The organism is Kribbella catacumbae DSM 19601, from assembly GCF_000372465.1.
Lineage (GTDB): Bacteria > Actinomycetota > Actinomycetes > Propionibacteriales > Kribbellaceae > Kribbella > Kribbella catacumbae.
This window is the reverse complement of record NZ_AQUZ01000081.1, coordinates 14,788-34,826: the sequence shown is the minus strand read 5'-3', so window position 1 is coordinate 34,826 and position 20,039 is coordinate 14,788. Positions and strand designations below refer to the sequence as shown.

Annotated in this window: 21 protein-coding genes; 6 read left to right on the top strand and 15 right to left on the bottom strand. The window is 67.3% G+C overall.

The window, feature by feature from the left end; genetic code table 11:
* From A3ES_RS0142440 to A3ES_RS0142420, 4 genes are all read right to left on the bottom strand, one after another.
* A partial coding sequence (locus A3ES_RS0142440) for a hypothetical protein (RefSeq protein WP_026163714.1) occupies positions 1-293 on the bottom strand: 293 nt, incomplete at its 3' end.
* Positions 294-338: 45 nt separating this feature from the next.
* Complete coding sequence (locus A3ES_RS0142435; RefSeq protein WP_020392936.1) at positions 339-812, bottom strand: bifunctional nuclease family protein; 474 nt, start codon at positions 810-812, stop codon at positions 339-341.
* 164 nt (positions 813-976) lie between these two features.
* Entirely contained in the window at positions 977-1,858 is an 882-nt protein-coding gene (locus tag A3ES_RS0142425; protein WP_157631051.1) for an NUDIX hydrolase, read from the bottom strand.
* 10 nt (positions 1,859-1,868) lie between these two features.
* On the bottom strand, positions 1,869-4,028 hold the full coding sequence (locus A3ES_RS0142420) for an RNA degradosome polyphosphate kinase (protein ID WP_020392933.1): 2,160 nt from the start codon (positions 4,026-4,028) through the stop codon (positions 1,869-1,871).
* Between the two features lie 67 nt (positions 4,029-4,095).
* Here A3ES_RS0142420 and A3ES_RS0142415 point away from each other — a divergent pair, with 67 nt between their 5' ends.
* Positions 4,096-5,169: an alpha/beta hydrolase gene (locus tag A3ES_RS0142415; RefSeq protein WP_157631050.1), complete on the top strand. Its 1,074-nt coding sequence runs from the start codon at positions 4,096-4,098 to the stop codon at positions 5,167-5,169.
* 309 nt (positions 5,170-5,478) lie between these two features.
* On the opposite strand, the gene A3ES_RS54755 is transcribed toward A3ES_RS0142415, so the two are convergent.
* The 3 genes from A3ES_RS54755 to mshD all read right to left on the bottom strand — a co-directional run bounded on the left by A3ES_RS54755 (position 5,479) and on the right by mshD (position 8,120).
* Positions 5,479-6,414: a PKD domain-containing protein gene (locus tag A3ES_RS54755; RefSeq protein ID WP_157631049.1), complete on the bottom strand. Its 936-nt coding sequence runs from the start codon at positions 6,412-6,414 to the stop codon at positions 5,479-5,481.
* Positions 6,411-7,019 carry a DUF6318 family protein gene (locus A3ES_RS54750; protein WP_157631048.1) on the bottom strand — a complete coding sequence of 203 codons (609 nt, stop codon included), beginning with the start codon at positions 7,017-7,019 and terminating at the stop codon, positions 6,411-6,413. The genes A3ES_RS54755 and A3ES_RS54750 overlap by 4 nt, the downstream gene beginning before the upstream one ends.
* 168 nt (positions 7,020-7,187) lie before the next feature.
* Positions 7,188-8,120, bottom strand: coding sequence for a mycothiol synthase (gene mshD, locus A3ES_RS0142400; protein ID WP_051084940.1), 933 nt, complete (start codon positions 8,118-8,120; stop codon positions 7,188-7,190).
* Between the two features lie 229 nt (positions 8,121-8,349).
* On the opposite strand from mshD, the gene A3ES_RS0142395 reads away from it, so the two are divergent.
* Together A3ES_RS0142395 and A3ES_RS0142385 are read left to right on the top strand one after the other, a co-directional pair.
* The gene (locus A3ES_RS0142395) at positions 8,350-10,020 is read left to right on the top strand and encodes a bifunctional metallophosphatase/5'-nucleotidase (RefSeq protein ID WP_237745204.1); all 1,671 of its coding nucleotides are present in this window, start codon (positions 8,350-8,352) and stop codon (positions 10,018-10,020) included.
* 716 nt (positions 10,021-10,736) lie between these two features.
* Positions 10,737-11,657 carry an aminoglycoside phosphotransferase family protein gene (locus A3ES_RS0142385; protein WP_020392926.1) on the top strand — a complete coding sequence of 307 codons (921 nt, stop codon included), beginning with the start codon at positions 10,737-10,739 and terminating at the stop codon, positions 11,655-11,657.
* A 268-nt stretch (positions 11,658-11,925) separates the two neighbouring features.
* Here the strand turns inward: A3ES_RS0142385 and A3ES_RS0142380 are convergent, their stop codons facing one another.
* Both A3ES_RS0142380 and A3ES_RS0142375 read right to left on the bottom strand, forming a co-directional pair.
* The gene (locus A3ES_RS0142380) at positions 11,926-12,231 is read right to left on the bottom strand and encodes a hypothetical protein (protein WP_020392925.1); all 306 of its coding nucleotides are present in this window, start codon (positions 12,229-12,231) and stop codon (positions 11,926-11,928) included.
* Between the two features lie 180 nt (positions 12,232-12,411).
* Positions 12,412-13,122 (bottom strand): winged helix-turn-helix domain-containing protein, encoded by a 711-nt coding sequence (locus tag A3ES_RS0142375; RefSeq protein WP_020392924.1) that lies wholly within the window; start codon positions 13,120-13,122, stop codon positions 12,412-12,414.
* Between the two features lie 161 nt (positions 13,123-13,283).
* On the opposite strand from A3ES_RS0142375, the gene A3ES_RS0142370 reads away from it, so the two are divergent.
* Together A3ES_RS0142370 and A3ES_RS0142365 are read left to right on the top strand one after the other, a co-directional pair.
* A complete protein-coding gene (locus A3ES_RS0142370; RefSeq protein WP_020392923.1) occupies positions 13,284-13,523 on the top strand; it encodes a MoaD/ThiS family protein in 240 nt (79 codons plus the stop codon).
* A 325-nt stretch (positions 13,524-13,848) separates the two neighbouring features.
* On the top strand, positions 13,849-15,150 hold the full coding sequence (locus A3ES_RS0142365) for a hypothetical protein (protein ID WP_020392922.1): 1,302 nt from the start codon (positions 13,849-13,851) through the stop codon (positions 15,148-15,150).
* Here the strand turns inward: A3ES_RS0142365 and A3ES_RS0142360 are convergent.
* Genes A3ES_RS0142360 through A3ES_RS50365 form a run of 5 tightly spaced genes read right to left on the bottom strand, consistent with a single transcriptional unit; the run spans position 15,113 to position 18,068 of the window.
* Entirely contained in the window at positions 15,113-15,724 is a 612-nt protein-coding gene (locus tag A3ES_RS0142360; RefSeq protein WP_020392921.1) for a hypothetical protein, read from the bottom strand. The two genes, A3ES_RS0142365 and A3ES_RS0142360, sit on opposite strands and share 38 nt — an antisense overlap.
* The gene (locus A3ES_RS0142355) at positions 15,721-16,344 is read right to left on the bottom strand and encodes a hypothetical protein (RefSeq protein ID WP_020392920.1); all 624 of its coding nucleotides are present in this window, start codon (positions 16,342-16,344) and stop codon (positions 15,721-15,723) included. The genes A3ES_RS0142360 and A3ES_RS0142355 overlap by 4 nt, the downstream gene beginning before the upstream one ends.
* On the bottom strand, positions 16,341-16,964 hold the full coding sequence (locus A3ES_RS0142350; protein ID WP_157631047.1) for a hypothetical protein: 624 nt from the start codon (positions 16,962-16,964) through the stop codon (positions 16,341-16,343). The genes A3ES_RS0142355 and A3ES_RS0142350 overlap by 4 nt, the downstream gene beginning before the upstream one ends.
* Before the next feature lie 47 nt (positions 16,965-17,011).
* On the bottom strand, positions 17,012-17,437 hold the full coding sequence (gene arfB, locus A3ES_RS0142345; RefSeq protein WP_020392918.1) for an alternative ribosome rescue aminoacyl-tRNA hydrolase ArfB: 426 nt from the start codon (positions 17,435-17,437) through the stop codon (positions 17,012-17,014).
* 4 nt (positions 17,438-17,441) lie between these two features.
* Positions 17,442-18,068, bottom strand: coding sequence for a TetR/AcrR family transcriptional regulator (locus A3ES_RS50365; RefSeq protein ID WP_020392917.1), 627 nt, complete (start codon positions 18,066-18,068; stop codon positions 17,442-17,444).
* A gap of 66 nt (positions 18,069-18,134) precedes the next feature.
* Between A3ES_RS50365 and A3ES_RS0142335 the strand changes: the two genes are divergently transcribed.
* Positions 18,135-18,626, top strand: coding sequence for a cupin domain-containing protein (locus A3ES_RS0142335; protein WP_020392916.1), 492 nt, complete (start codon positions 18,135-18,137; stop codon positions 18,624-18,626).
* Between the two features lie 63 nt (positions 18,627-18,689).
* Here A3ES_RS0142335 and A3ES_RS0142330 read toward each other — a convergent pair whose 3' ends face one another.
* On the bottom strand, positions 18,690-20,030 hold the full coding sequence (locus A3ES_RS0142330) for a UDP-glucose dehydrogenase family protein (RefSeq protein ID WP_020392915.1): 1,341 nt from the start codon (positions 20,028-20,030) through the stop codon (positions 18,690-18,692).
* Positions 20,031-20,039: the final 9 nt, after the last annotated feature.

Genomic DNA, 20,039 nt, shown 5'->3' with positions numbered 1-20,039 from the left:
GGCCGGCCGCGGCCTGCGTGAGCGTGGCGCGCGGCCGAACGGTCGACTACTTCCTGTCGGTCGGTACACAATCGGCCGCTGCCGAGCCAATTCGCAACAGGCTCTGCCACGATCGGCTTGCCGTAGTACGACATCTTCGGCACTGCCACCCGCCAGTACCGCGTGGTGCCGCGTCCCGCTGCCTTGAAGCTGAAGGTGCCCTTGCCCTTGGTGAGCGGGATGTAGGTCGAGTGGCGCCAGGCCTTGCCGTCGTACCACTGGAGGCCGGCCTTCACGGTGCCGGCCGGCAGCACGTTGACGGTCGTCCTGACGACCTGGTTGCAGCTTGTTGCAATCAGTCAGCTGGAGAAGTCTTCGGGGTGTACTCCGTCGAGGAACTGGCGAAAGCGTTCGAGCTCGGCCTGCTCCTCCTCGGGCGTCGCCACGCCGGCCTCCTGGAGCACCTGCTCGGTGCAGCGGATCGGCGTACCGAGCCGTACTGCGAGGGCTACCGAGTCGCTCGGGCGGGCCGAGACTCGGGCGCCGTTGCCCAGTACCAGTTCGGCGTAGAAGACCGCGTCGCGCAACTCGACGATCTCGACCGCCTCGATGGTGACGCCGAAGGCCTCGATCACGTCGCGCATCAGGTCATGGGTGAGCGGCCGGGACGGGCGCAGGCCCTGTTCCTCGTAGGCGATCGCGGTCGCCTCGACCGAGCCGATCGAGATCGGCAGGTAGCGGTAGCCATCGGTTTCGCGCAGCATCATCACGGGCGCCCGGTTGGGCGACTCCATCCGGATCCCGATCAGAGTGAGCTCTCGCATCGTCGTCATGGTGCGCCCCGACCTCTCCGTGAGCCGGCGCCCGGTGGGACGCCTCGGTAGGAACATACCCGCCCTGGCCGACGTCATCCGGCAGCGCCCACGGCTGTATCAGGACGTCGAGCAGATTGTGCCCCGACTGTGAGTCTTGCGGCGGTGACGACAGGTGACCGTCGTCATGGTGCCCTGAAGCGCTCATAGACCAGCTGATCGCCCTCGAGCCGGTGGGCGACCAGGAAGGCGCCGGGGGAGAACTTGCCGACCTTCAGGCCGAGCTCCTTCGACAGCGCGGGCAGCACCGGCCGGTGCGAGCAGACCACCGTGATCTTGCCGGGCTTCCAGATCTGCGCGCCCATGCCTTTGAGCCCTGACGGGTCGGCGTCGTAGCCGCGTTCGGAGACCTCCGGGTGCAAGTGGATCTGGCGGCCGAGCTCAGCGGCGTACGGGGTGATCGTCGCGACGCAGCGCTCGGCGTCGCTGCTGCGGATCCGGTTGACGCCGACAGCGGCCAGTACGTCGACCAGGCGCTCGGCGCTGGCCTGGCCAGCCTCGGTGAGCGGCCGGTTGGTGTCCTTGCCGTCCCACTCCTTGCGCTTGACAGCCTCGGCGTGACGGACGAGCACCAGCGTCGAGAGCACCGGGGTGAGCCTGTCCAGCGCGTCCAGGATCTCGACATCCCGCGGGTAACTGAGCCTGCGCCGCGCCTTGTCGAGCGGCAGCCACTCGAGCTTGTCGACCTCGTCGTTGGGTACGAACTCCCGCTCGGGACCGGTCAGCGCGGCCGACCAGTAGTGCACCATCTTCGGCACGATGCTGCCGTTCTTGCGGACGTCGTACCGCTGGATGCCGAGCGGCGGGCCGAGGACGACCTGTTGACCGGTCTCCTCCTCGATCTCCCGGCGGGCCGCCGACAGCACGTGCTCATGCGGAGTCAGCTTGCCCTTGGGCAGGGACCAGTCGTCGTACCGGGGGCGGTGCACCAGCAGGATCTGCCGCCCGTCGCGACCGTCCCGCCACACGACACCACCCGCGGCGATCACTGTCGCCGGGTTCCTCACGATTTCAACCTTAGGTAATGGGATCCGCTTGCCGGCGGCGCCCACGCGTGGAGATCAGCCGCTCTTGCAGATCGCGCAGCGGTTCGCCGTCGTCGCCGGTCAGCCGCGCCTGCCAGCTGTCGTCGGGCTGCAGCCACCAGGACCCGGTCCGGTCGTCGAACCCGAGGTCGAAGAGGTCACCGAGCTCGGTGACATGGTCCTGCTCCTTCAGCTGAACCAGTACTTCGACCCGGCGGTCCAGGTTCCGGTGCATCAGGTCGGCCGAGCCGATCCACACCTCGGGCTCGCCGCCGTTCTCGAACCAGAACACCCGGCTGTGCTCCAGGAACCGGCCAAGGACGCTGCGGACCCGGATGTTGTCCGACATCCCCGGCACTCCCGGCCGGATCGTGCAGATGCCCCGGATCCACAGGTCGACCGGTACGCCGGCCTGCGAGGCGCGGTACAGCGCATCCGAGAGTGCCTCGTCGACCAGGCTGTTCACCTTGAGCCGCACCCGGGCCGGCCGGCCCGCCAGATGGTGCTGCACCTCCCGCTCGATGCGGTCGAGGAGACCCCGGCGTACCGACTGGGGCGCGACCAGGAGCCGCCGATAGCCGCTGGAGCGGGCGAAACCGGACAGGTGGTTGAACAGGTGCGCGATGTCCTCGGTGACCACCTTGTCGCTGGTCAGCAGGCCGAGGTCCTCGTACAGCCGGGCGGTCTTGGGGTGGTAGTTGCCGGTACCGATGTGGGCGTAGCGGCGGAGGCCGTCCGGCTCCTCGCGGACCACCATCGAGAGCTTGCAGTGCGTCTTGAGCCCGATCACGCCGTACACGACATGGCAGCCCGCGTGCTCCAGCTGGCGGGCCCACTTGATGTTGGCCTGTTCGTCGAAGCGCGCCTGGATCTCGACCAGGACCAGCACCTGCTTGCCCGACTCGGCGGCGTCGATCAGCGCGTCCACGATCGGCGAGTCACCGCTGGTCCGGTAGAGCGTCTGCTTGATCGCCAGTACGTGCGGGTCGGCGGCAGCCTGCTCGATGAACCGCTGCACGCTGGTCGAGAAGGAGTCGTACGGGTGGTGCACCAGGACGTCGCGCTGCTTGAGCGCGTAGAACATGTCGGCCGGGTTGGAGGTCTCCACCTCGGCCAGGTGCGGGTGCGTCGACGGGACGAAGGCGGGGAACTTCAGATCTCCCCGGTCCAGCGCGGCGATCGCGAACAGGCCGCGCAGGTCCAGCGGGCCGGGCAGCTCGAACACCTCGGCCTCGGTGACGCCCAGCTCCGACACGAGCAGGGCCCGTACCTGCGGGTCGATCGACTCCTCCACCTCGAGCCGGACCGGCGGGCCGAACTTGCGCCGCAGCAGCTCCTTCTCGAGCGCGGCGAGCAGGTTCTCCGCGTCGTCCTCCTCGACCTCCAGGTCCTCGTTGCGGGTGACCCGGAAGGTGTGGTGCTGGGTCACCTCCATCCCCGGGAAGAGCTGGCCCAGGTGCGCGGCGATGACGTCCTCGAGCGGTACGAAGCGTCCCTCGGCGACCTGGACGAACCGCTGCAGCAGCGGCGGCACCTTCACCCGGGCGAAGTGCTCGCCGCCGGTGTCGGGGTTGCGGACGACGACGGCCAGGTTGAGCGACAGGCCGGAGATGTACGGGAACGGGTGCGAGGGGTCGACGGCGAGCGGGGTCAGTACAGGAAAGACCCGGTCCCGGAAGAACTTGGTCATCGTCTCGCGCTCGTCGGTGCTCAGCTCGTCCCAGCGGAGGATGTCGATGCCCTCCTTGACCAGGGCGGGCAACACGACCTTGCGCCAGGTCTCGGCCTGCCGGTCCATCAGCTCGCGGCTGCGGTTCAGGCTCCGGTCGAGCACCTCACGCGGCAGCAGCCCGCTGGCAGCCCGTACCGCGACGCCGGCCGCGATCCGCCGCTTCAGACCGGCGACCCGGACCATGTAGAACTCGTCCAGGTTGCTGGCGAAGATGGCCAGGAATTTGGCGCGCTCGAGCAACGGGACCCGGTCGCTCTCGGCCAGCTCGAGCACTCGCTGGTTGAAAGCCAGCCAGCTCAGCTCGCGGTCCGAGAACCGGTCCTCGGGGAGATCGCCGGCCTCCGTGATGTCGTACGGGGGCTCGACGTCGTACTCCCGATTGTGCGACGCCAACAAGTCTCCAGCCACGTCGACCAGCATCGCATCCGCGGGTGAACAGGAGGTGGCCTAGGCGGCGGGGCGGGTGTTGTTGCTAGCGTCACTCCTTGTGAACCGACGAGTGGACACGTTGCTGCGGACCGCCCTGGACGCGGTACAAGGCAGTGCCCTGAAGCCCGTGACCGCGCTCCCTTCCGCGGTCCGGAGGCGGCTGGCAGGCACGCCGATCCAGATCGACGGCAACGTTCTGGACTCTGACCTGCAGTTATTGCTCCGGCTGGAAGGATTCCTGCCGGGCGAGAAGAAGCAGTCCGTCGCCTCGGCCCGGGCGAACCTGCTGACGGCTTCCAAGCTCGTCGCCGGACCTCGGCGAGAGCTACTGCGAGTGACCGAACTCACCGTCCGCGGGGCAGACGGCCAGCTCGGGGCCCGCCTGTACGTTCCCCGCTCGGCGCCCTCATCCGGCGGCGGCCTCCTGGTGTACTTCCACGGCGGCGGCTGGGTAGTCGGCGATCTGGACAGCCACGACAACTACTGCCGCGTGCTCGCTGACGACGCGGGCATCCGGGTGCTCTCAGTCGACTACCGCCTGGCCCCCGAAGCCGAGGCACCAGTAGCGGCCGAGGACGCGATCGCCGCCTTCAGTTGGGCCATCGAGCACGCCGAAGACCTGGGCGCCGACCCCTCGTACGTAGGCGTTGGCGGCGACAGCGCCGGCGGCAACCTAGCCGCGGTAGTCGCCCAGCAATGCGTACGCCGAAACCTGCCCGCCCCGGCCCTCCAAGTTCTGATCTACCCCGCCGTAGACCTCGTCGGCCGCCGCCCCAGCCGCGACCTCTTCGCCGAAGGCTTCTTCCTCACCGAAGAAGACATCAACTGGTACCGAGACCACTACACCCCCGACCCGGCCCTCCGCTCCGACCCGATGGTCTCCCCACTCCTGGCAGAAGACCTCTCCGGCCTGGCCCCCGCCCACGTCGTCACCGCCGGCTTCGACCCCCTCCGCGACGAAGGCAACGAATACGCCACCCGCCTAACCGCCGCCGGCGTCCCCACCACCCACACCTGCGAACCCACCATGATCCACGGCTTCACCACAATCCTCGCCCTCCCCGGCGAAACCCAAGCCGCCCAAAACCGCCTAACCGCAGCCATCCGCGCTTCCCTCAACCCCGCTGGCTAGCCTGCCCCCGACCACAGGCGCACGACTCTCCCGACCCAAGCTGCACCAGCCGCAAACCATCCGTGGCGAAGCACCGACCAAGCGCCGTCCCAGCTCCGCGCCAAACGCGATCAACCGTCCGCCGCCCCACCTGAATGCCCGGTCGAGCCCCCTCACGCCGGTTCAAGCCAATCGGTCTCCGAGGAGATCTTTCGCCGAACCCGGGGAGACTTTTAGCCCCACAGCGGGACATTTCAGTCCCCAACCCCCACACACCAGCCGCACTAGACCGAATCCCGGAACGTCGAGATCCTGAAGCCCAGTCGGCGCTCACCGCCCGGGTTCCACCAACACCGGCACAGCCTCCCGCACCTGCAGCGCGGTAGCAGGCCCAGTGATCGGCACAAGCCCGTCCACGTATTGCCATCCGGTCCCAGCCACATTGAACCGAGCCGCGTAATGCGTGGTAAGGGTCAGCCCGACCCGCCCCTTCTTCATATACTTATGCGTAATGTCCTTGGCCGGATACGGCTGCCCTGGCGTCGAGGTGGTCACCGACGCCCCATCACCAAAGTTCCACGTATAACTCATCGGCGTAGCCTCAACCACCACCGGAAATCCCAGCAACTCCACAGTCACCGTGGACACCTTGCTCTGATCGGTATAAACAATCGTGTCTAGGTTGACCAGTGTGCGCCCGGCCGGCTGCACCTTCACCCTCAACCTGGGGAACAAGACGTCCTTGGACTCGGCCAGAACCTGTTCCCATTGGACGTCTTCCGGCCGGGGCATCCGGATCACCACGGCGGTGCTCGGCGTCACCTCGGGCTGATTCGGCTCATCTGGCTCATTCGGTTCGTCCAGTGCAGGCAGACACCTGATCAATCCGGGGGAGTTACCTCGGCGGTGCCCACAGATACCGATGTCGAGGCGGAGATCGTCGTGTTCGACAGGGCCGACCGGGTTGCGCTTGTCTCTCGCCCTTCCTGCGGTGCCCGTATGTTGCTTGGTTTTGCGTGTCCCCTTCTGAGCCGGGGATTTGCGCTCGAAGCGATTGCGGTCGTTGGCCCTGGCATCGACCTGAATGCCGTCCTTCGTGCCCTTTCCTGTGGTGACCGGCGGGGTTGCCGTCGTCTGGGACATCGGTCGGGCGACATTGCGCTCACCCTCGTCCGGAGCGGCATAGGCCGGGCCTGGTGTGCCTGTGTGAAGAAGTCCGGCACAGAGCAATGCCACCAGACTGAAACCGCCGCTCAATCGCCTCATTGCTCGACGAGTTTCATCTCATACATCACCCAGTTGCCGCCTTGCGGTGACAGGGCGAGCTCGCGTTTGTAGGTCGTCGGCTTGCTGGTGATCGGAGTAGCCGACTTGGTCTGCTTGCTGACATACGCGCCCACGGTGACGACCGCGGAACCGCCGAGCCGACCACTTGAGCCCCGAAGCAGCTCAGAGACCTCTTTTGTGTGCTCGTGGTAGTCCCCGGTCAAGAGTCCATTTTGTGCGTTCGACGTCTTTACGAAGTCGGAATACAGCCGGCACCGCTCACAACCGGAGTCGCTATTAGTGAGCAGGTCACGAGCATCGCCAGTGTCAGATGCGTAATTCAAGAGGTCGCTGTAGTAGTAAACGAAGGCTTCAGCGGCCGCTAGGCTCAGCCCCAGAGCTGCCTTGGGACGCTCGGGCGGAGTTGCAGGCACGTCTGTTGGCGGCTTGCTCGCACTGCCAGTCGCCGTTGAGGCCGAACCCGAGGGCGGTGGTGCCGTGTTCGGCCGACCGGCTTCCGGGCTTTTGTTGTTGCAGCCGGCCAGGAGCGCGGTGCAGAGGCAGGCCAGGGTTAGGGCGGTAGCTTGCCTGTTGCGGGTAGTCACGCTTGTCACCTCTCCGTAGTCGGTCTTGATCGTAACCGGCGGTGGGAGCGGGGTGGGGTGTCAGTTCGTGCAGGCTGTGGATAAGTGGTTTGGGCCAGGAGCCGCCCGGCTGGGGGGTAAGAGGCTCAGACGGCTCCTGGTTGTAGGTGTGACGGCGGCGCCGGCGAACTATGACGCGGAGTTATCGGATGAATTCGGTGTGACACCGTTCACAGGGGCGAACTGGACGTCCAGCGCCGCAGTAGCGAAGCCGAGGTTCGTGTACAGGCGGTGGGCCGCCGTGTTGGTGCCGTCCACATAGAGCACCACCGATGAGAGCCCTCGATCCTCCTGCAAGTGCCGGACCCCCTCGAGGGTGAGGGCCTTGCCGAGGCCGGAGCCCTGGTGGTCGGGGGAGACGCCGACGACATAGACCTCGCCGAAAGGCTCACCGCCTTCGTCGTCGTGCACCTTGGTCCAGTGGAAGCCGGCGACCGAGTCGTCCGCCGTGACCGCGAGGAAGAACCCCGCCGGATCGAACCACGGCTGCTGCAGTCGGTCCGCCAAGTCCGCCTGCGTCCAGCTGCCCTGCTCCGGGTGGTGGGCGAAGGCAGCAGCGTTCACTGCCAGCCAAGCGCTGTCGTCCTGCCCCGGTACGAAGGTGCGCACCGAAATCCCCTCCGGCCAGACAGCCGCAGGCACCGGCGCGCTCGCCCGGCGCAGGAAGTACAGCTCGCGCGCCACACTCAGCCCCAGCCGACCAGCGAGCTCATCCGAGCCAGGCAGACGCCCATGCGCCCACACACGCAGCTCCGAGCCCCCATGATCGAGCAGCATCCGCAGCAGCGCAGTACCGAAGCCTTTTCGCCTGTACTCCGGGCCAACCACCAGCTCGGCAGATCCGTCAGGACCCAGCGCGCCGTACCCGGCAAGCTCGGCCGAGCCTGGTTCCCCGGCGTACGCGAGGACGTGGGCGTCGCCGGGGTGCTCGCCCTCCAGGTGCAGCAAGGTGTGCTCGGAGAGCGGGCGAACGCCGTCGCTCTCAGCAGCTGAGCGGGCGAGCTCGGTGATGGCGGCGGCGGTAGCCGAGGGCAACGGTGAGGGAATGGTTTCGAGGGTCACCTCGATACCGTAAAAGGTCCTGCTGAGTTCATCGTCGAGACCTTGGTCAGCCACGCCGTAGCAGGGTAATTTTCGGGAACCGCACACCAGCGGTGATCGAAACGACGACAGAGAAGACGAAGACATGGCCTTCACAGGACGAGACAAGATGTGGCTGAGGGGACCCCGGGCCGTCGCCTTGGTGGCCGCCGGTGCCGCTGTAGTGCTCGGCTTGGCCACGGGGGGAACCGTGACCCAGGCTGCGCCGGCGAAGCCGGCGCCGACGCACACGCAGATCCAGCTGCTCGCGCTGAACGACTTCCACGGAAACCTGGCGCCCAACCGGGCGACCAGTTCCGGGGGCAACATCAACGGCACTCCGGCCGGCGGCGCGGAGTTCCTGGCGACCAAGCTGGAGCAATTGCGCGCAGCTGCCAAGGCACAGGGGCAGGACACCGCGACGGTGGCCGCCGGTGACCTGATCGGCGGCTCGCCGCTGCTGTCCGCGGCGTTCCACGACGAGCCCACCATCGAGGCTCTGAACGAGATGGGCCTGGATGCCACCTCGGTCGGCAACCACGAGTTCGACGAGGGCTACAAGGAACTCCTGCGGATGCAGAAGGGTGGCTGCCTGAACGACGGTGACGGGCAGAACAACCAGAACTCGTGCCCGGACCCGGAGGCCGAGTTCAAGGGTGCGGACTTCGACTATCTCTCGGCGAACGTGTTCTATGAGAACACCGACAAGACCCTGCTGGCGCCGTACACGGTGAAGAAGTTCCGCGGTGGCCAGAAGGTCGCCTTCATCGGCATGACGCTGGAGAACACGCCGAACATCGTCACCAAGTCCGGCGTCGAGGGACTGTCCTTCAAGGACGAGGTGGAGACCGCCAACGCGCTGGTGCCGAAGCTGAAGAAGGACGGCATCGAGGCGATCGTCGTGTTGCTGCACGAGGGCGGGCTGCCGTCCGACCCGAAAGCGTACAACGGTTGCCCGGGGATCTCCGGTCCGATCACCGACATCGCCAAGACGCTCGACCCGGCGATCGACGCGATCATCTCCGGTCACACGCACCAGGCGTACAACTGCTCGATCAACGACCCGGCGGGCAAACCGCGCCTGGTGACCAGCGCCTCGTCCTTGGGCAAGATCGTCACCGAGGTCCGGCTGAGCATCAACCTGGCGACCAAGGACGTGGACCGGCTGAACACGCTGGCGAACAACCACATCGTCACCCAGGATGTGCCGAAGGACCGTGACCTGACCAAGCTGATCACCAAGTACCAGACGTTGGTCGCGCCGATCGAGTCCAAGGTGATCGGCCACATCACCACCTCGTCGATCGTGAAGACGTCGGACGACTCGGGAGAGTCTCCGCTGGGCAATCTGATCGCCGACGCCCAGCTGGCTGACACCTCGCCCGTCACCAACGGCAAGACGCCGGTGGTCGCGTTCATGAACTCGGGCGGCATCCGGGAGGACCTTGCCTCCAATGCGGGTGCGGTGACGTTCGGTCAGGCGTTCACGGTGCAGCCGTTCAACAACTTCCTGGTCTCGATGGACATGACCGGGACGCAGATCAAGGCCCTGCTGGAGCAGCAGTTCTCAGGCGTCAACCAGGCCTCGAACAAGGTGCTCCAGGTCGCGGGCATCACCTACACCTACAACCCGGCTGCCACGCCGGGCGCGAAGGTGGTGGCCGGCTCGATCAAGGTCGCGGGTCAGCCGCTGGTCGACGGTACGACGTACCGGATCGTCACGAACAACTTCCTGTCCGACGGCGGTGACGGCTTCCCGGCCTTCACCACGGCGACCGACAAGTTCTTCGGCGGCCTGGACATCGACGCCTTCGCCAACTACCTGGCCGCGCACGACCCGTACACCCCGGGCCCGACGAACCGAATCAGCATCGGCTCCTAACCCGCCCAGCGCCACCCGCCCGGGCCGCCTCACCACGAGGCGCCCGGGCGTTCGCGTACCTACCCTCGCAACAGCTCCTCAACCGGCCCGCTACTCAGTCCACGAACACCGCCGCGAGCTGGCTGCGCTGCTATTGCTGGCTCATCGCCTCGTGCCAGGCGGCGAGCATTGGTGGACAACTCCACCCGCCGGTACGGCGAACGCCGCCCTGCTAGCTGTAATGACCCTGATCAGCAACCGGCTCCTCTGGATCGGCTTGCCACCCGAATCCCCGGTGCTCGACTCTGCCGCCAGATCCCACCCGCCGTCATCCAACGCCCACTCGGCATCGGCTCACATGCCGCCCAACGCTGGTCGTCCGACGAACGCATCCGCACCTTCGACGCGCCGTTGTGGATCATGTTTCTCGGTACACCGCCTGCGTTCAAGGCCTGGCCGCGGACCGCCACCACTAGGTAACCCGGCACTGGCGCTGCGACACGCCGAGGGGAAGCGCTTGCTGGGGAGGTTGGGTAGTGGTGGCGGTCCGGCCTTATCCAGTCAGGTGCGGACGGCGGTTGCGCTCTTGAGCTGTAGTGCCTCGGTGGCGTTCGCCAGGGTGGTTTTGCGGAGGCTGTCCTTGATTGTGGGGAACCTGCGGGGGCGCGGAGTCGAGTTCGGGGCGATCGGAAATCGGCTTGCGCCGGTCCGATCGGACGCCATACGGTCGGCCCCTGATGAACGAGACGCCCGAGCTCTTGCCACGGCCAGACCGGAAGACGGTCGACGTCGCGGTGGCGGGCAGGTTGATCGCCGCGCAGTTCCCGCAATGGTCCGACCTTGAGGTCCGGCCGGTCGACGCGCAGGGTTGGGACAACTGCACCTTTCGTCTCGGTGAAGACATGCTGGTTCGGCTGCCGACCGCCGAGGAGTACGCGCTCGCGGTGGAGAAGGAGCACAGCTGGCTGCCGGTTCTCGCACCCGCTTTGCCGCTGGAGATCCCGGTTCCGCTGGGCAGAGGCGTACCCGATGAGGACTTTCCGCACGAGTGGTCGATCTATCGGTGGCTCGGTGGTGAGCCCGCGGACCGTGCCGTCGTCGAGGACCTGACGACGTTCGGCGTCGACGTTGCGGAGTTCCTCGTGTCATTGCAGCGGATCGACCCGACAGGCGGGCCGGTCCCGGGGCTGCACAACTGGTTCCGAGGCGGACCACTGGCGACCTATGACGGGTGGGCCCGGGCCTCCCTGAGGACCTTGGACGGCCTGATCCCGACCGAGACTGCCGAAGAGATCTGGGAACGGGCGTTGCGAACCCCGTGGGACGGCCGGCCGGTCTGGTTCCACGGTGACATCGCCTCGGGAAACCTTCTGCTGAAGGACGGTGCGCTCGCGGCCGTCATCGACTTCGGCACCTGCGGAGCCGGGGACCCAGCCTGCGATCTGGCGATCGCCTGGACGATGCTGACCGGCAAGAGCCGGGCGGCGTTCCGCGATCGGCTGGAGGTGGACGAGGCGACTTGGCGGCGTGGACAAGGCTGGGCGCTCTGGAAGGCCCTGGTCGTCTGCGCCGGTGCGGTCGGCGATGGCGAGGGCCTGCCAGCGGACGCGTCGTTCGTACTAGAGGAGATCCTCGCCGCCCACGAGCGACCGGACTAATCGGCCGACGCGCCGGTACGCCGTACTCGCGGGTCAACAGGTCGCGGAAGATGTGCGACTCCGGGCGGAGCCGCGAGCCGAACAAGCTCAAGAGCGCTGTTCTCCCACCCGGTACCGGTTCGCCAGACCCGGTGGTGGTCCACACCCCCAGATGGTCCGCTCCGATCGAGCTCCGCCGATCCGATCCGATCCGATCCGATCCGATCCGCTCCGATCCCGTCCGACCCGGCTCGGCTTCGCGGAGGGGCGTGAGCGGTCGGCGTACTGGCTAGAGCAGGAAACTCAGGATGATCAAGGCGACTGCGATGACGGTCGACAGGGCTGCTTTGGTGGAGCCGTGGCCGCGGCGGAGGGCGATGCCGAAGACGACGAGGGTCAGCGGCAGGAGCATGGCCAGCAGGGTGACGCCGGCGGCGTGGACGCCGACGTGGGAACGGGCAGTCAGGACCAGGCCGAAGATCAGGGCAAAGGTCAGGCCGAGCCAGGTTGTGGGCTGGATCGGTCCGTCAGTCCGGTCGCCGCGATGTGAAGCGTGAGCACCTCGGCGATGCGAAGTCGGAGCAACGTGCGCCATCGGTCACCTTCCGTGAAAGACCGAATGCGCACGGTAGCAGCAAGGATACGCTCTGCCCAAGCCGGTCCCGGCGTCTTGGTCCAGTCCGGAATCCGCTCCAGGCTGAGATCAGACGGTAAGGGTCGGGCTGAGCTCGGACAGGCGTCGGGCTGAGATCAGACGGGTGGGATCGGGCTGAGATCAGACGGTGGCGTCGGCCGTTTCGCGCTGGGTCGAGGGCGGGATCACGAAGCGGTAGCCGACGTTGCGGACGGTACCGATCAGCGATTCGTGCTCAGGGCCGAGCTTGGCGCGCAGGCGGCGTACGTGGACGTCGACCGTGCGGGTGCCGCCGAAGTAGTCGTAGCCCCAGACCTCCTGCAGCAGCTGCTCTCGCGTGAACACCCGGCCGGGGTGCTGCGCGAGGAACTTGAACAGCTCGAATTCCTTGTACGTGAGGTCGAGCGCGCGTCCGTTGAGCTTCGCTGTGTAAGACGCCTCGTCGATCACCACGTCACCGCTGCGGATCAGTGAGGTGTCGGGGTCCTCGTTGCGAGCGGCGGCCAGGCGGCCGATCACCAGCCGGAGGCGAGCCTCGATCTCGGCCGGGCCGGCCGTGTCGAGCAGTACGTCGTCGGCGCCCCAGTCGGCGTTCACCGCGGTCAGGCCGCCCTCGGTGACGACCAGGATCAGCGGTACGTCGATCCCGGTGGTGCGGATCAGGCGGGAAGCCCCGCGGACCGTGACCAGGTCGCGGCGGGCATCGAGGAGGACCGCGTCGGCGTCGGGTGCGTCCACAAGGGCGGCGACCTCGGCGGGCAGGATCCGGATCTGGTGCGGCAGCAGGGCGAGCGACGGCAGGACTTCGGTGGAAGCCTGCAGCGCGTTCGTCAGCAGAAGCAACGTACTCACGCTGTCTCCTTGTGCTGGTTGGCGGATCCCTGGTGAGCGACCCGGTCCTTATGCACGTCAGGCCCCAGCGGCGTCATTGCCGGGGGCCCGAGTCACACTGGAAGCAACAGCAAGCTGACATAATAGCGGAAGACTTAACCGATTAGTGAGGCCGGACCCACATGCCGGAAGTGACCATCAGGTACTTCGCTGCCGCCCGTGCCGCGGCGGGCGAGTCCACGGCGACTGCTCAGGCGGGTTCGGTGAAGGAGCTCGTGGGTGTGGTTTCGGTTGATCGGCCGGAGCTCGCCCGGGTGCTCGGGATCTGCACATTCCTGCTCGACGGCGAGCGTGTAGACCTCGACGCCGACCTCTCCGAAGGCGCCCTTGTCGACGCCCTCCCACCCTTCGCAGGCGGCTGACCCAAACCTGCAGGCGGCTGGCCTGGGTGGTGGGTGGCTGTGGGGCGGCGGCGGGGTGTGCGGTGCCCGGGGTGCGTGGTGCGGCGGTGCTGGGTGGGTGCGTGATGCGGTGGTGGGTGCCTGGTGCCGCGCCTGCTGTCCTTCCTAACTGAGTGTATCCGGGTGGGTGGGGTTGGGCGGTTGGTTTTCCACAGGGGTGATCGGGGGGTGGGGGACCTGTGGGGAGGTAGATTGCCGGTTTGTGGCGATGGAATCGGGGACGTTGCTCACTACGGTGGGGCGCGCGGGGGCTTTGTTCGGGAAGGCTTGGCCGCGGTTGCTTGCGGTGTTCTTGATTGCGCAGTTGGCGCATCGAGGGCTGCAGTGGGTGGCTGTGCAGGCGGGGGCGAAGGCGGAAGCGGCCGGGATCGCCCTTCTGGCGTTGCTGGTTGTCATTTCGCTGGCGATGTACGTGGCCATGTTCCTGGTACTGCGAGGCGAACTGCCCTTCCATCGGCGGGCTGTGGCCGAGGGGATGCTGGCGCCTGACGGCGTGGAGCCCGGCAAAGAGCACCGGCCGATCGACGCGCTTGCGGCGGCTCTGTTGCCGTTCCTGGCGTTCTACGCCGCGTACAAGTTCTTGCAGGAAGAAGCGCTCGACTACGAGTACCAACTGGCCGTCCACAAGGTCAACGACACCGTCGCGACCGTGCTCAACGGCGGCGAGGTGGCGGCGCCTTCGACGGGACTCCAGGCGCTCTCGACCTGGCTGTTCATCGGTCTGGGCGTCACGGCGTACCTGCTGCGGTTCTTCTTCAAGCGGAAGGGGAAGAACTCAGGCGGTCCGGTACGCCGGTTGTTCGTCACCTACCTCGAGGCGCTGTGGATCTTCGTCGTCATCTACCAGGCGTCCTCGTTCATCCCGTCGCCGAAGAGTTGGCTGAAGGAACGGCAGATCTCCGCCTGGGTGCACGACGGGTACGGCTGGGTGCTCGACCACATGCTCGGCGTCGAGAAGGTGCGCGAGATCTGGGACACCGTCACCGGATTCGTTGCCGCGGGCATCGGTGACCTGTGGAGCGCGGCGGTGCTGCCGCTGATGTGGATCACGATGACCGCGGTGATCTACGGCCGGGCCGTGCACAAGGCGGAGCAGCTCGAGCGGCGCTGGCGGTTCGACCGGATCACCAACCGCTGGCAGCAGACGCCGCGGATCGTCCGGGTGGCCGGCAACTCGATGGTGTCGGACTGGAAGGACCGCTGGACGCCGGTGGCCGACGCGTTCCGGCTGGTGGTCCGGTCCGGGCTGCGGCCGATGCTGGGCTACTTCCTCGCCTGGGCGGTGGTGACCTTCCTGGCCAGCGAGGTCTGGATCTTCCTGAAGGACTACGTGTTCGGCCCGCACTCGCTGCGGTTCTGGATGGTGATCGACGAGCCGCTGAACCTGGTCACGGACGGCCTGAAGATCATGCTCCAGGTCAGCCTGCTGGCGGCGGCGTACGACCGGATGATCGGCGGGCTGGCCGGCTACCTGCGGCCCAGGACCAGGACGCACGCGGCGCACTCGGCGGGACCGCAGGAGGACAAGGGCGTCGCCGACCTGAGCGCGGCTACCTCGGGAATGCCAGATACTCAGGAAGTCTCGTAGCCCAGGTGATCGTCGGTTCGACCGACGACGCCACCGAGGTCGGCACGATGAAGACCGCGACGATCTCGAACGGCTTCCCGGCCACCGGCTTCAGGTAGTACTGCGCGATCTTCGGATCCCGGTAGCTGGCCGGCTTGTCGTCGTAGCCACCGGTGCAGCCCGTCGGCCGGTCCTGGAACTCGTCTTCGAGGTTCGCATCGTCCCAGATTCGCCCGTCCGGCGCCCGCAGGTGGATCTGGCAGCCGCTCACCTTCTCGAGCTTCGCCACGTCGTCCACCTGGATCCGGAAGTACACCCGCACCCGGCTCGTACCCTCCGGCAGCGGCTTCGGCACGTCGGTGGAGCGCTTGGGCTGCGGGTCCACCTCGACGCTCGCCGCGTACCAGGTGGCCTCCGCGTACGCCGTACCGCCTGCCGCGACCTTGACCGCGTCGCGCGGCTCGGCGTCGTACCAGGACTTGTAGTCGGAGTGTGTCGTCCACCAGCCGGCCAACGGCAAGGCGACGACCAGCGACAGCAACGCCGGAGTGTTCTTGCGGAACCAGCCCGGCCGGGCCCGTCGGGCGCTGCTCATGACTCGTCCGCGGCGGTCAGGATCGCCACGTCCTTCCGCAGCCCGTCCAGCTGGTCCTTCTCCACCCCGAGCGGGATCGTTGCCTGCGGCTCCAAATCGTTGAAGATCGACTTCTCCATCACCTGCAGCACCGCCCCCGGCAGTTGATCGGCGGGCATCTCCACCACGAACGAGCCGTGGGCGGGGATGTCCGGTGCGAATTCGAACCCGGTCAGGTCCGTCTCGTTGAGCCCGGCCCGGTTGGCGCCGAGGTAGAGGGTCCCGTCGGCGGCCTTGATCGACACCTTGTTCAGGTGGATCGGCTCCCGGGTCGCCTTCACGATCGCGTCGACGACGACGAAGTCGGACAGTGAGTCGCGATCCGGCGCCGATCGCGGGACCCGCAGCTTCTTGCTGACCTGGACGCCGCGCACGGTCAGCTCGAACCGGGGCGTCTTGACCGCCTTGCCGACGATGCCCTTCACCGCGACCGGCTGCTGGATGTCCTGCTGCGTCGGCGTCAGCCGGTACAGGCCGATGATCGCGACCAGTACGACGATCACCAAGACGACGTTCAGCACCTTGCGCTGCCTGCTGTCGCGCTGCGCGGCCTCCTCCAAGGACGGCAGAGGCGCGCTCACTTGGTGTTGTCCTTCACCTTGACGCTGCTCTCGGCCGCGATCTTGTCCGGCATCCACTTCTCGTGGCTGTCGAGCAGCGACTCCTGCACGTGCTCGTAGTGCTGCACGGTGAGCTTCACCTCGGTCGGCAGCTCGGTCGCCTTGGGCAGCTTCCAGATGTAGGCGACATCCTCGCCGTACTCCGGTGTCAGCACCGGGCCTTGCGTCTGGTCGCGAAGGTTGGTGGTGCCGATCGGCCGGTCGGTGTCCTTGATCCCTGGTACGCCGATCAGCTGGATCAGGTCGCTGGGCGGAGTCACGCCGGTGTCGTCGGTCACCTTCAGCTTGGTCACCACGGCGATCAGCGCGCCGCCCTCGTCCGGCCGGAACAGCGGCTTCAGGTCCTTGACCGTGACCACCCGCTGGATCGTCACCTCGAACTGGCCAGCGTCTATCGCCGTACCGGCCGCGACCTGCGGTGTCTCGTCGCCAGCCTTTCGCAGGCCGCCGAACACCGCCGAGATCGCCAGCAGTACCGCCGCCGCGCTGAAGCCCCAGGTCTTCAAAGACCGGCCGCGCACCTTCATGTCCTGCAGCGCCGGCAATTCCTCCCGGTCACCGCTCCCCGTTGGTTCCTGCACGGCTGAAGCCTAACTACCCAAAGGGCCGCCGCACGCCAGCAAGGTGGTCAGTCGGTCGGCCGGCCCCGAAGGCGCTTGGTGTCGCCGCGGCGCTTCTTGTCATCCAGCCGCCGCCGTACGGCGTTCTTGCTCGGCCGGGTCGGCCGCCGCTTCCGGGGCGGTGCCGCAATGGCCTCCCGGATCAAACCGGCCAGCCGGGTCCGTGCAGCCTCCCGGTTCCGCCACTGCGACCGCTGTTCCGACGCAGTCACAGTCAGTACTCCGTCCACCAGCCGCGACTCGAGTCGCTCCAGCGCACGCGCCTTCAGTACTTCGCTCAGTGCCGCCGTACTCGCCACGTCGAAGCTGAGCTCCACCCGGCTGTCAGTGGTGTTCACCGACTGGCCACCCGGGCCGCTCGACCTGGAGAACCGCCAAGACAGCTCGCTCTCGGGAATGACCACGCCATGGCGCACGACCAACCCGATCTCCATGAAGCTATTCAATCCGATCACCGAGCGGCGGTGGTGATCCGGCCAGTGTCGCGGCCAGCAGGGACTGGGCCGACCACTTCATCACCCGGACCGCCTCTCCGTGTGGCAGCTTCGCCACATCGAGCAGCCAGCTGAGGGCCTCGATCCCGACAGCACTCCGGATCGCGATCGCGAGTCGGTGGACGGACTCCGCGGGCAGTTCGTCGTGCAGGGGCGCCAGTGCCTCTTCGATCCAGCCGATCGCCCTGCCCTGGCGCAACGGGAGAGCCGCGCGCTCGGTGGGGTCGGCTTCGAGGGCGAGGCGGAGCATCGTGCGTTGCTGGTCCTCGGTCTCGACGACCACGGTGATGAACGCGTCGATCACGGCCGCCAGACGTTCGCTCACATCGGTGGGTGGATCCGCCGGCAGCAATGACACGGCCGCCGTCTCGGGATGGGCTGCCGAGAGCAGGGCGCGCTGGTTCGGGAAGTACCGGTAGGCGGTCGGGCGGGACACCTCGGCCGCTGCCGCCGCCTGCTCGATGGTCGGCGTCACTCCGGCGGCGACCATCGAGCGAGCCGCGGCCACCAGGGCGTCCCTGGTGCGCTGCTTCTGCCGGCTGCGGCCGCCGGATTCGTAGGGTATTGACACAGCGCAGATGATACCCCAGTCTCGTAGTGAGACTTGTGTCTCATAAGAGCGAGAGAGGTGGGGACAATGAGTGGACGTGAGCCGATCGTCAGGACGGCGGATGATGGCGACCTGCGGTGGTTCGCCGGCGGTGGAGTGCATCGATGGCTGGCAACGGCCGAGGAGACCGATGCGGGGTACCTGATGTTCGAGAACCGGTTGGAGCGCGGCAAGGTGACGCCGCTCCATCTGCACCCCGAGGTGGACGAAACGTTCTACATGCTGGAGGGCGAGGTCCTGCTCCACCTGGACGGCGTCGAACATCGCGTCGGTCCGGGCGGGATGGCGATGGTGCCGCGAGGGCTACCGCACGCGTTCATGGTGACGTCCGAGACGGCGAAGGCGCTCTGCCTGGTCACGCCGGGTGTCGGACAGGAGTTCTTCCTCGGCGCCAGTGAGCCGTACGTCGAAGGGGCCGATCACAAGGTCGACTTCCGCAAGATCGAGCAGTTGGCCCGCGAGACCGGCACCACCGTGATCCTCGGCCCGCCTCCGTTCGCGAAACTACCTGTCGGCTGAGGCCCGGGCGCTGGCCTCGGGTGGGGGAAAGGCCAGCGCCCAAAGGGCCAAAGCTCAAAAGGCTCAGGCGGCAGGATCCACAGCCCGACCGAGCGCCCGGTAATCCCAGGACGCTTCCCGCCAGGCCACCGGGTCGAGTGCATGTCGCCCGTCCACGATTGCCCGCACGGATACGACCCCACCGAGCCACTCGGGATCAATGTCCTTGAACTGGTCCCATTCGGTCAGCAGCGCCACGACCTGCGCACCCGCAGCCGCCTCGGCCACGCTAGAGGCGTAGCGAAGCTCCGGGTACGCCTTCCGTGCGTTGTCCATCGCCTGTGGGTCGTACACCCGCACGATCGCGCCTTCAGCCTCCAACAACCGGGCCACATCAAGCGCCGGCGCGTCCCGGATGTCGTCCGAGTCCGGTTTGAACGCCGCCCCCAGCGCGCAAACCGTCACCCCGGCCAGCGATCCGCCGGCCTGCGCGCGGATCAGGTCGACCGTCCGCTGCCGCCGCCGCTGGTTGATCGCGTCGACCTCGCGCAGGAACGAGACGGCTTGCCCGACACCGAGCTCGTCGGCGCGGTGGATGAAAGCGCGAATGTCCTTCGGCAGACACCCGCCGCCGAAGCCGAGCCCCGGCCGCAGGAACCGCCCACCGATCCGCGGGTCGTAGGACAGCGCCGCCGCCAGCTGCTGGACGTCGGCCCCGGTGGTCTCGCAAACCTCGGCCATCGCGTTGATGAACGAGATCTTCGTGGCCAGGAAGGAGTTCGCGGACACCTTGACCAGCTCGGCTGTCGGCAGATCAGTCACCACGACCGGTACGCCGGCCTCGAGCAGCGGAGCGAAAGCCGCCTCCAACTGGCTCAGCGCCCACTCGGACGCGACCCCGAAGACGAGCCGGTCCGGCCGCATCGTGTCCTCGACGGCGAACCCCTCGCGCAGGAACTCCGGGTTCCAGGCCAGCTCAGCCTGATCGCCGCAAGGTGCCGACGACTGGAGCAGCCGGGTCAGCCGGTCCGCGCTCCCGACCGGGACGGTGGACTTGCCGACCACCAGGCATCGCCGGGTCAGGTGCTTGGCGAGGTTGGTGACCACCTGGTCGACGTACGTCATGTCGGCCGCGGGTGAGTCCTTGGCCTGCGGCGTACCGACGCAGACGAAGTGCACGTCGCCGAAGGCGGCGGCCTCGGCGATGTCAGTGCTGAATCGGAGTCGGCCCGAGTCGAGCGCCTTGGTGAGCATCTCGGGCAGACCCGGCTCGTAGAACGGTACGCGGCCGTCTGCGAGCGCCGCGACCTTGGCTTCGTCGGTGTCGATCCCCAGTACCTCGAAGCCGAGAACGGCCATGCAGATCGCATGGGTGGCACCGAGATAGCCGGTGCCGAGAACGGTGATGCGTGGCTTCGCAGCCATCAGAACCCC

Coding starts and splice junctions, on each gene's coding strand:
- arfB (WP_020392918.1), bottom strand. CDS start 17,437: ATGGAGATCGGGTTGGTCGTGCGCCATGGCGTGGTCATTCCCGAGAGC.
- A3ES_RS0142360 (WP_020392921.1), bottom strand. CDS start 15,724: ATGAGCAGCGCCCGACGGGCCCGGCCGGGCTGGTTCCGCAAGAACACT.
- A3ES_RS54755 (WP_157631049.1), bottom strand. CDS start 6,414: ATGAGGCGATTGAGCGGCGGTTTCAGTCTGGTGGCATTGCTCTGTGCC.
- A3ES_RS0142330 (WP_020392915.1), bottom strand. CDS start 20,030: ATGGCTGCGAAGCCACGCATCACCGTTCTCGGCACCGGCTATCTCGGT.
- A3ES_RS0142380 (WP_020392925.1), bottom strand. CDS start 12,231: ATGGCGCACGTTGCTCCGACTTCGCATCGCCGAGGTGCTCACGCTTCA.
- A3ES_RS0142335 (WP_020392916.1), top strand. CDS start 18,135: ATGAGTGGACGTGAGCCGATCGTCAGGACGGCGGATGATGGCGACCTG.
- A3ES_RS0142420 (WP_020392933.1), bottom strand. CDS start 4,028: ATGCTGGTCGACGTGGCTGGAGACTTGTTGGCGTCGCACAATCGGGAG.
- A3ES_RS0142370 (WP_020392923.1), top strand. CDS start 13,284: ATGCCGGAAGTGACCATCAGGTACTTCGCTGCCGCCCGTGCCGCGGCG.
- A3ES_RS0142435 (WP_020392936.1), bottom strand. CDS start 812: ATGACGACGATGCGAGAGCTCACTCTGATCGGGATCCGGATGGAGTCG.
- A3ES_RS0142385 (WP_020392926.1), top strand. CDS start 10,737: ATGAACGAGACGCCCGAGCTCTTGCCACGGCCAGACCGGAAGACGGTC.